The following is a 9333-nucleotide window of genomic DNA, read 5'->3' as shown; positions in this document are numbered from 1 at the left end:
CGGATGGCGCAAACGGTGCACCTGGACCTACGGGGCCTGCAGGACCTACTGGCGCTACTGGGCCGACTGGACCTACAGGGGCTACAGGGCCTACCGGCGCTACTGGGCCTACCGGCGCTACCGGACCTACTGGCGCTACTGGGCCGACTGGATCTACTGGACCTACCGGCGTTACTGGGCCGACTGGAGCAACTGGAGCTACCGGAGCTACTGGGCCGACTGGATCTACTGGTGTCACCGGACCTACCGGCGCTACTGGGCCGACTGGAGCAACTGGACCTACTGGCGCTACGGGACCTACTGGTGTCACCGGACCTACCGGCGCTACTGGGCCTACCGGAGCTACGGGACCTACCGGCGCTACCGGACCTACTGGTGACACTGGACCTACCGGCGCTACCGGGCCTACTGGGGCCACTGGACCTACCGGCGCTACAGGGCCTACCGGTGCCACTGGGCCGACCGGCGCTACTGGACCTACAGGGGCCACTGGACCGACTGGAGCAACTGGACCGACCGGCGCTACTGGACCTACGGGGGCCACTGGGCCTACCGGCGCTACTGGACCTACGGGGCCAATTGGACCGACTGGACCTGCAGCCGCAGACCTATTATTTAATAATGAAGATGGAGCAATTATAGTTTTTGATGATGATACTGTTCCATTAAATACAGAAGTTACAGTTGTCACCGTTGATAACGTCAGTTTGGAAGAAGCTCAAGAAGTGAAAATTGACTATGCTTTATCAATTGAATCAGACAATATTGTTGATAATAACTTAGTCTTAGAGATCAGAACTTACCGAGATGCAACCCTTATTCAAACACGTAACTTCACTAGATTACTTTCGTCAGCAGGAACGCAAAACTTCCCTATAGGTAACACTTATGTTGATATTGCTCCTAGTACAGGTACGTTTGAGTACAGTGTAGTGGTCATTGTGACAACAGCTACTAACGTTAACCTTGTTAATGCAGTGAATAGAGATTTAAATCTTATTGTCTTCACCGAATAATCAAAAAGGGGAGGGGCTTTCCCTTCCCCCTATTTTTAAAAAGGAGCATGATCGATGATTACGATTAGTTTATGTATGATTGTCAAAAATGAAGCAGATGTATTAGAGCGATGCTTAGCAAGCGCAAAGGATATTGTCGATGAAATCAATATTGTTGATACAGGCTCAACCGACCAAACCGTTGAGATTGCCAAAGGCTTTACTGATCGGGTGTTTTTTTATAAGTGGACGGGGGATTTCTCGGCGGCAAGAAACGAATCGATGAAGTACGCAACGAAAGATTATATCCTTTATTTAGATGCAGATGATGTGATTCTACCAGAAGATCAAAAGAAATTCCTCAAATTAAAAGAGACATTAAACCCTAATGTAGATGCAGTTTCGATGTACTATCATGCCGGTACGGACGGATTTGGCAATGTTACACTGAAATATCGTCTAAATCGTCTACTAAAGCGTACGAAAGGCTTTAAGTGGCAAGGGGATTGCCATAATTATCTTAATGTCAGTGGGCATATTATTAATTCAGATATTGCTATTACACATAAAAAACAGCAACATTCTGTTGGGAGAAATCTTAATATTTATCAAAAACGCAAAGAAAGAGGGGATACATTTACAGCTCGGGATTATTTCTATTATGGTAATGAATTACGTGAAAATGGCCATTATCAAGAAGCAATCGATAGCTACAATAAAAACCTTGAATTAAAAACAGGGTGGATAGAAGACAAAGTTTACGCTTGTATTAATAAAGCAGATTGTTACCGGTTTTTAAATCAAGCAGAACAGGAACTTGCTGCTCTCTTTCAATCATTAAATTACGCTAAAGTTCCAAGACCAGAAATATGCAGTCGTTTAGGCTTCCACTTTCAAAGCCAACATGCCTATCAACAAGCCGTTTTTTGGTATGAGCTAGCGACCCAACTAGAGACAGATCCCAATAAATGGAGCTTTACTTATCCTGCTTACTCAACTTGGTATCCACATTTACAACTTTGTGTATGCTACTATAAACTGGGGAACTTTGAAAAAGCCTTTGAACACAATGAAAGAGCACGCGTTTACCGTCCAGAAGACGAGCGGATTTTATACAATAAACAATTACTTGAAAATAAACGATCTTAGCTACGTCACACCATTGAGAATGACTACACATCAATGGTGTGACACAACATTAAAAAGGACAACTACTTAACTTTATTTAAGACACTGTAGGAATGTCCATTCGATTCCAACAGGCCAGCAAGACATATGCTGTTATTATTTGCGTAACTGCGCACGTTTATCTGCCGCATCGGCTCGTGCTTTTGCCTGTCTATCCTCTTGATCTGCTAATTCCTCAGAAAATTCAATGTCAAGACCATCATTTTTGTTTCTGTTTATTTTATTGTTATTTGGTTCATGCTTGTTTTTGTCATCCATTAGACTAACCTCCAAATAATGTTTAAGCTTAGTATGGATAGGCGTTGTGATTTTATAAGTAAGTCGGGAATTTTTCTTATCATTAACACGTTAATGTATGATAAAACGAATCATTAATCGCTGCTTTTCGTTAACTGATGGTCTATAAAAGTTGTTTAAACAGTTAAGTTTGAACAAACACTCATGGAGTTTTCGTCAACTCAATTGACTCAGCTGTATTGCGGTAACCAATCTCCATGCGCTTCAATTAGATCATCACATAGTGAAATGATATCGTCAATCGATAATTCCGCTGCTGTATGCGGATCAAGTAAAGCAGCCTGATAAATCTTTTCCTTCTTTAACGTTTTTGCTGCTTCTATTGTTAACAGTTGTGTATTAATATTGGTTCGATTTAAAGCAGCCAGCTGTTCAGGTAAAGCGCCAACATATGTTGGGGTTACCCCACTAGCATCAACTAAACAAGGCACTTCTACCACAGCATTCTCAGGCAAGTTAGAAATTAATCCACCGGTGTTCAAAACATTCCCCCCTATTTTAAAAGGTTGGTCTGTCTCAATAGCCTCAATGATGTGTGAACCGTATTCACTCGTACGCTCATGGGTGAGATTTTGGTTGTTAACAATATCATCTCGCATTTTTTTCCAACCTTCAATTTGATGAATGCATCTTCTTGGATATTCATCAAGTGGGATATTTAATTCGTCAATTAACTCAGGATAATTTTTCTTAATAAAATACGGGTGATATTCAGCATTATGCTCTGACGATTCTGTCACATAATAGCCGAACTTATCCATCAACTCAAATCGTACCATATCATGATGCTTATCTTTCTGTTTTTGCTTTGCACGGCGTTTAATTTCCGGATAAAGATCCTCACCATTTCTAGTAATTTCTAATAACCACGCCATATGATTGATACCCGCAATCTTCCACTGAACATGATCTTTAGGCAAATTCAAATGATCGAGTAAATGGTCAGCGCATACTTGAACACTGTGGCATAGTCCCACTGTTTGAATGCCTTCGCTTATCATGATATTTGTTAATACCGCCATTGGATTAGTGTAATTTAAAAACAGAGCATCTGGACAAACTTCTTTGATATCTTTTGCAAATTCTTGCATAACAGGTATCGTTCTTAAGTTACGAAAGATGCCACCAATCCCTAATGTATCAGCAATCGTTTGTTGCAATCCATATCTTTTTGGTATGTCAAAATCGGTAATTGTACACGGATCATAACCGCCTACTTGAATGGCGTTAACAATATACTTCGCCCCACGTAACGCCTCTTTTCGATCACGGTAACTTTTTATCGTGACGTTCGATCGTAAATTTTTCTTTAAGTTATTTAACATCGATTCCGAATCTTCAAGCCTTTCTAAATCAATGTCGAACAGAGCAAATTCGAAGTCTTGTAGTGCCTCCACCCCCATACAATCTCCTAGAATGTTTTTAGCAAAAACAGTACTACCAGCCCCTAAAAATGTTAACTTATTCATCGCGCTCATCTCCTTAAGTTTACTGATCACTGCCATTCTAAAACAAAGAAAGCGCTTTATCAATTGTAAATAAAAATGAAAAGGGTAAAATATTTGCAGACGTGGCGGTTTTAGTCTACGGTCTTACCTGCCCACTGATTATTAGGAGTGAATCAGAACATTAGCAACCTTACCATCCACCTTAATAAATTTGCTTTACTTTCTATTTTGAGAGGAGGCTTTACAGACGGTTAGGCATGATAAAAATTTTACCTTTCAAAAAAATGCAAAAGATTGCAAAAGATTGCGAGTTGTGATAATTTAAAGGCAAGGAGAGAAGATCATGCTAATTGAACAGCGATTGGAAAAAATAAAGGCAATTATTGAGGTAGAACGAAGCGCCACAATGGCGTATTTAGCAGAAAAATTAAAGGTGTCAAAAGATACGATTCGTAGAGATTTAATTAAGTTAGAGGATCAGAACATTTTGCGAAGAACACATGGCGGCGCAGTTTCATTAGATCGAGAGGCTGCTATCTTTAATTATCAGCAACGATCGAAAAAACACAATCAAATTAAGGAACAGATTGCTTATAAGACTGCCGAATTGATTAAAAACAATTGTTCGATCATTTTTGATTCCTCTACAACAGTTGAGGCAGTGATTCGGAAATTACATAATAAAACGATCTATGCGATCACTAATTCGCTAACACATGCCATTTTGTTAGCCCAATTCAAAAAAACAGAAGTAGCCGTATTACCCGGTGCATTGCATAAAGAACAACTTTTTCTATATGGCTCTGAAACAGTTAAAAAAATTGAACACTATCATACGGATTACACCATTTTAGGCGTTTTCGCTATCTCTGCAGATGGGCTTTTCATCCATACAGAGGCAGAAGGTTTAGTCAAGCGCCAAATGATCGAGCAAGGCGATACCGTTATTGCTGTAGCTGATCATACTAAATTAAACACGACCGGCTTGTTTAAAGTCTGCGATTTAAATGCCATCGATGTATTAATCACTGATCAAGTACCACAACAAGAATTTTTGACAAGTTTACAAAATAACAATGTAAACATTATAACGTTAGATTAAAGGAGCGTCTAAATGAAAACCAACCTTATTACTTTTGAAACATGTCCTGAACCTCGCACATATGCCGATGTAGCACCGGTAACTTTAACAGATCAAACGATAGAAGCAAGAAAAAATAAAGTATTACAAAGCATGCAAGAAGAAAACATCGATGTGTTAATTATTTATGCCGACAAAGAACACGGCAGTAATTTTGAATATTTAACAGGCTTCATCCCCAGATTTGAAGAAGGGCTATTAGTGATCGATAAATCAGGAAAAAGTACCGTCGTTCTTGGCAATGAAAATTTAAAACTAGCAAATTTATCACGCATTAAAGTAAATCTTATTCATAGCCCATTATTTTCATTACCTAATCAACCGATGGAAAATGACGATAAATTAGAAAATATTTTCTCTCGCTTAAACCTACAAAACAAACAACGGATCGGATTAATTGGATGGAAAATGTTCACAACATCTGTCCAGCCAACTGAACAAATGTTAGATATCCCTTATTTTATCGTCGACGCATTAAAAAATGTAACAAAGGATGATGTCGAATTAGTGAACGGTGCTTATTTATTTATAGGCGATCGCGGCGCACGAACAACTAATAACGCAAATGAGATTGCCCATTATGAATATGGAGCGAATTTAGCATCAACACACATGTTAAAAGCTTTAAACGCCATTGAAATTGGTGCAAAAGAAACTGAAATTGGCGCACATTTGAATGCTGAAGGTCAATATAATTCTGTCGTTACCATTGCTGCTACCGGGAAAAGATTTGAAAAAGCTAATATTTATCCTAGCTATAAACAAGTAAAACGCGGGGATCCGATGTCTCTAACCGTTGGCTATAAGGGCGGATTATCTAGTCGAGCAGGTTTGGTGGTGGAAAATGATCAACAATTGCCTGAAGATCAAACAGATTATTTAGAAGCAGTGGCAAAGCCGTACTATCAGGCCGTCGTTACTTGGCTTGAAACGATAAAAACAGGGATAAAAGGCGATCAGCTTTATCAAGCGATTGAACGTGTATTTCCTAAAGAAAAGTATCATTGGCATCTAAACCCTGGTCATTTAGTAGCTGATGAAGAATGGATGGCTTCACCTATTTATAATCAATCTTCAGAGATCCTAAAGAGCGGAATGATTTTTCAAATTGATATTATTCCATCTGTTCCAGGGTACACAGGGGTAAGTGCAGAAGAGTGTGTTGCGCTAGCCGATCAAACTTTGCAAGCTGATATTAAAAAGCAATATCCCGAATTATGGGAGAGAATTAGCTCTAGAAAAACGTATTTGCAAGATGTGCTTAATATTGAAGTAAGTCCTGATGTTTTACCATTGTCTAATACTGTTGCTTACTTACGTCCTTTTTATTTGGCTAAAGACAAAGCTTTGAAAGTAAAGTGAGCTAGATAAGAACAATCAATGAGAATAGGGCATAAAAAATAATTCTCACTTAATAATCAGAAATGTTTACATCCACGTTCATCATTATATGTCACAAAAAAGAGGTGTTTTCATATCGATGTTTTAAGAGCAAGTCCTGTCGGCGTTTATGAACGCGGATTTGCCCAATTTATTGACTTAACCGTCAATTCATTTGCATCTTTAATCATCAGCTTAAGTTTATACACTGAAAACTCGGCATTTTTGACCTTTTTTTTCGTTACCTTCGTCATTTTTTCAGTGTTATATGATATTTCCCTTCCTCTATTATGGAATGGATATACAATAGGAAAGCGTGTGGTTGGTATAAGAATAGCTCCTGTGGCGTGTAAAAAATTAACTTTACTAACATTAGTAATCAGAGAGTTTTTTGTTAAAACGATTCTTTATGGGGCTGGATTTGGTGTGCTTTCGCTTATAAGTATTTATCTTATCTCAACGAGAGCAGATAAACGTTCAATTCATGATTTGTTAGCTAAAACTTATATTACATCTAATCTGCCAGAGTAAACCCTACAAATAGATCAAGCTGCCGTATTACATGGATGATATAGACAGAATAATAGAATTTCATACGCTTTTCCAGCGCTTTTATTGAATAACAAATACGCTGTTTGTCGATGTTATAACTCTACAAACAGCGTATTATGATCTAAAAAATTAAATTAGTTCTATTCAACTGTGACAGCAGTTCCATAAGCAATAATTTCTGATGCTGCGCCCATAACGGTTGAAGATTCTAACCGCATAGAAATAACTGCATTCGCACCTAAACGCTCTGCCTCGGCTGTCATTCGATCAAGCGCTTTTTTCCTCGCATCGTCCAGCATTTCTGTGTAAGCCTTTATTTCTCCACCGACGATTGTCTTAAATGATGAGGCAATATCTCTACCTATATGCTTTGACTGCACCGTACTTCCCCTTACCAAGCCCTTTAACGCTTTCACTTCTTTACCCGGTACAAAATCAGTCGTTACAATAATCATGTGCTCCACTCCTCTATTCATTACCTGTTTTAAAATAAACAAGAATAACCTTCTATAATTTACCTTAGCCCATAAATGGAAGGAAAGCAACATCTTTTTAAGCAGTGATAAAACGAATCTCCAGTCAGGCGGTGTTTTCGTTCTTCTCCCGCTGATTGGTAATTAGCGCCCGCCTAAATTACTTCTATTTTTATGGCGGGCGTTTTACCGACGGTTACCTTTGATAGATAATATCTATAGGCATGTGATTGTCTCATCGTTAACTGATTTTCAAACACACACATGGATAACCTTTAACATTATGGTTTTACGAGGATTTCTCTAAATTTTTGTTGAAAGGATGTCCTACAGCAGCTGATCGTTTTAGATAAAACAAACTAAGAATACCCACTGTCAAAATCGAACTCATAAGATATGATGTGTGGATAGGTAAGCCAAAACCAATTGGTGCAGTTAAAATATAGGTAATAACCGCCATCGTTATAAATAGCGCTGGCACTAAGGCAACAATGTAATGCTTCTTCTCATTGTAAAGATAGACCGTACCAATCCACAGTGCAATCGCAGCCATGGTTTGGTTCGCCCAAGAAAAGTAACGCCATAACATCGTAAAATCAATTGTCGTTAAAAGAATCGCGCAACCGAAAATTGGAATTGCAATTAACAGGCGATTTATGATCTTTTTTTGCCCGAGCTTAAAATAATCTGCAATCACCATTCTAGCGCTTCGGAATGCTGTATCACCAGAAGTGATAGGCAAAGTAATAACACTGATAATAACAATCGTTCCAATCACTGAGCCTAATACTGCACCAGCAGCTTCTGATACAATACCACCCGTTCCAATGGTATGAATGAGTTCATTTAGTGTAACTGGTCCGTCAAATAAACTCATCGCCGCAGCTGCCCAAACCATTGCCACAAAACCTTCTGCCACCATCATCCCATAGAATATTTTCCGCCCGTTGCTTTCTTTGTTCACCGTCCGAGCAATAATAGGCGATTGCGTAGCGTGAAAGCCAGATAACGCTCCACAGGAAATGGTTAAGAATAGTAAAGGAAATACTGCTGTCCCTTCTGGATGTTGATTGTTTAAGCTAAGTTCGGGAATAGGGGCTTGCTGTAAAACAAGTCCGATTCCCATTAACACTGTACCTAAGAGCAAAGTCGCCCCAAGATACGGATAAATACGGCCAATGACTTTATCAATCGGCATCATCGTTGATAAAATATAGTAACAAAAAATAAGAATAATCAGGATTATTAATGGTGTAAAGCCGTCAAACATGTTATAAATGAGCTCTGCTGAAGACGAAACAAATACTGTCCCCACAAGTAATAGCAACAATACCGAAAAGAAATTGACAACATGACGCATCGCTTTTCCCAAAAACTTACCCGTTAATTCTGGAAGATGCGCACCACCATTCCGAATTGAAATCATGCCCGTCAAATAATCATGTACACCACCGGCGAAAATACAGCCAATGGCAATCCATAGAAACGCTATCGGCCCATAGAGCGCTCCCATAATTGGACCAAAGATTGGTCCCACACCCGCTATACTAATTAATTGGATCATAGCATTCTTCTTTGTATTCATTGGTAGATAATCAACATTGTCTTGCTTGCTATACGCTGGCGTTTGTCGACTATCATTTATACCAAAAACTTTCTCAATCATTCTTCCATAAGTGAAATACCCGATTATTAAAAAACAAACACCTGCCAAAAAAGTATACACGATAATCATCCTCTCTCTTGTGTTAAACCGCTTACACAAAGTATAAAAGAAAGAATGACTTAACCGTCTATACGAAGGACAACATGTTCTAATCGAACGTTGACATGTTCATTTTACAAGACAACATACATCT

9 protein-coding genes are annotated in these 9333 nt (G+C 39.0%); 5 read left to right on the top strand and 4 right to left on the bottom strand.

Features of this window, described 5'->3' with window-relative positions; translation table 11 throughout:
• Positions 1–1016, top strand: a 1016-nt coding sequence (locus B494_RS19465; protein WP_017472987.1) for a hypothetical protein, incomplete at its 5' end; no start/stop codon positions are given.
• Positions 1017–1070: 54 nt separating this feature from the next.
• Complete coding sequence (locus B494_RS0113855; protein ID WP_017472986.1) at positions 1071–2144, top strand: glycosyltransferase; 1074 nt, start codon at positions 1071–1073, stop codon at positions 2142–2144.
• A 135-nt stretch (positions 2145–2279) separates the two neighbouring features.
• On the opposite strand, the gene B494_RS20630 is transcribed toward B494_RS0113855, so the two are convergent.
• Together B494_RS20630 and melA are read right to left on the bottom strand one after the other, a co-directional pair.
• Entirely contained in the window at positions 2280–2441 is a 162-nt protein-coding gene (locus B494_RS20630; protein WP_017472985.1) for a YfhD family protein, read from the bottom strand.
• Between the two features lie 209 nt (positions 2442–2650).
• On the bottom strand, positions 2651–3949 hold the full coding sequence (melA, locus tag B494_RS0113845; RefSeq protein WP_017472984.1) for an alpha-glucosidase/alpha-galactosidase: 1299 nt from the start codon (positions 3947–3949) through the stop codon (positions 2651–2653).
• A 322-nt stretch (positions 3950–4271) separates the two neighbouring features.
• Between melA and B494_RS0113840 the strand changes: the two genes are divergently transcribed.
• From B494_RS0113840 to B494_RS20625, 3 genes are all read left to right on the top strand, one after another.
• A complete protein-coding gene (locus tag B494_RS0113840; RefSeq protein ID WP_017472983.1) occupies positions 4272–5030 on the top strand; it encodes a DeoR/GlpR family DNA-binding transcription regulator in 759 nt (252 codons plus the stop codon).
• A 12-nt stretch (positions 5031–5042) separates the two neighbouring features.
• Complete coding sequence (locus B494_RS0113835) at positions 5043–6431, top strand: M24 family metallopeptidase (protein WP_017472982.1); 1389 nt, start codon at positions 5043–5045, stop codon at positions 6429–6431.
• Positions 6432–6545: 114 nt separating this feature from the next.
• Positions 6546–6980, top strand: a complete 435-nt coding sequence (locus tag B494_RS20625) for an RDD family protein (protein WP_026065259.1) — start codon at positions 6546–6548, stop codon at positions 6978–6980.
• Between the two features lie 161 nt (positions 6981–7141).
• Here B494_RS20625 and B494_RS0113825 read toward each other — a convergent pair whose 3' ends face one another.
• Positions 7142–7456 carry a YbjQ family protein gene (locus tag B494_RS0113825; RefSeq protein WP_017472979.1) on the bottom strand — a complete coding sequence of 105 codons (315 nt, stop codon included), beginning with the start codon at positions 7454–7456 and terminating at the stop codon, positions 7142–7144.
• Positions 7457–7763: 307 nt separating this feature from the next.
• Positions 7764–9200, bottom strand: a complete 1437-nt coding sequence (locus B494_RS0113820) for a carbon starvation CstA family protein (RefSeq protein ID WP_017472978.1) — start codon at positions 9198–9200, stop codon at positions 7764–7766.
• Between the last annotated feature and the right edge of the window lie 133 nt (positions 9201–9333).

This window comes from Amphibacillus jilinensis Y1, from assembly GCF_000306965.1.
Classification (GTDB): Bacteria; Bacillota; Bacilli; order Bacillales; family Amphibacillaceae; genus Amphibacillus_C; species Amphibacillus_C jilinensis.
Note: the sequence above shows the minus strand (reverse complement) of the source record. Positions and strands in the feature narration are given on the sequence as shown.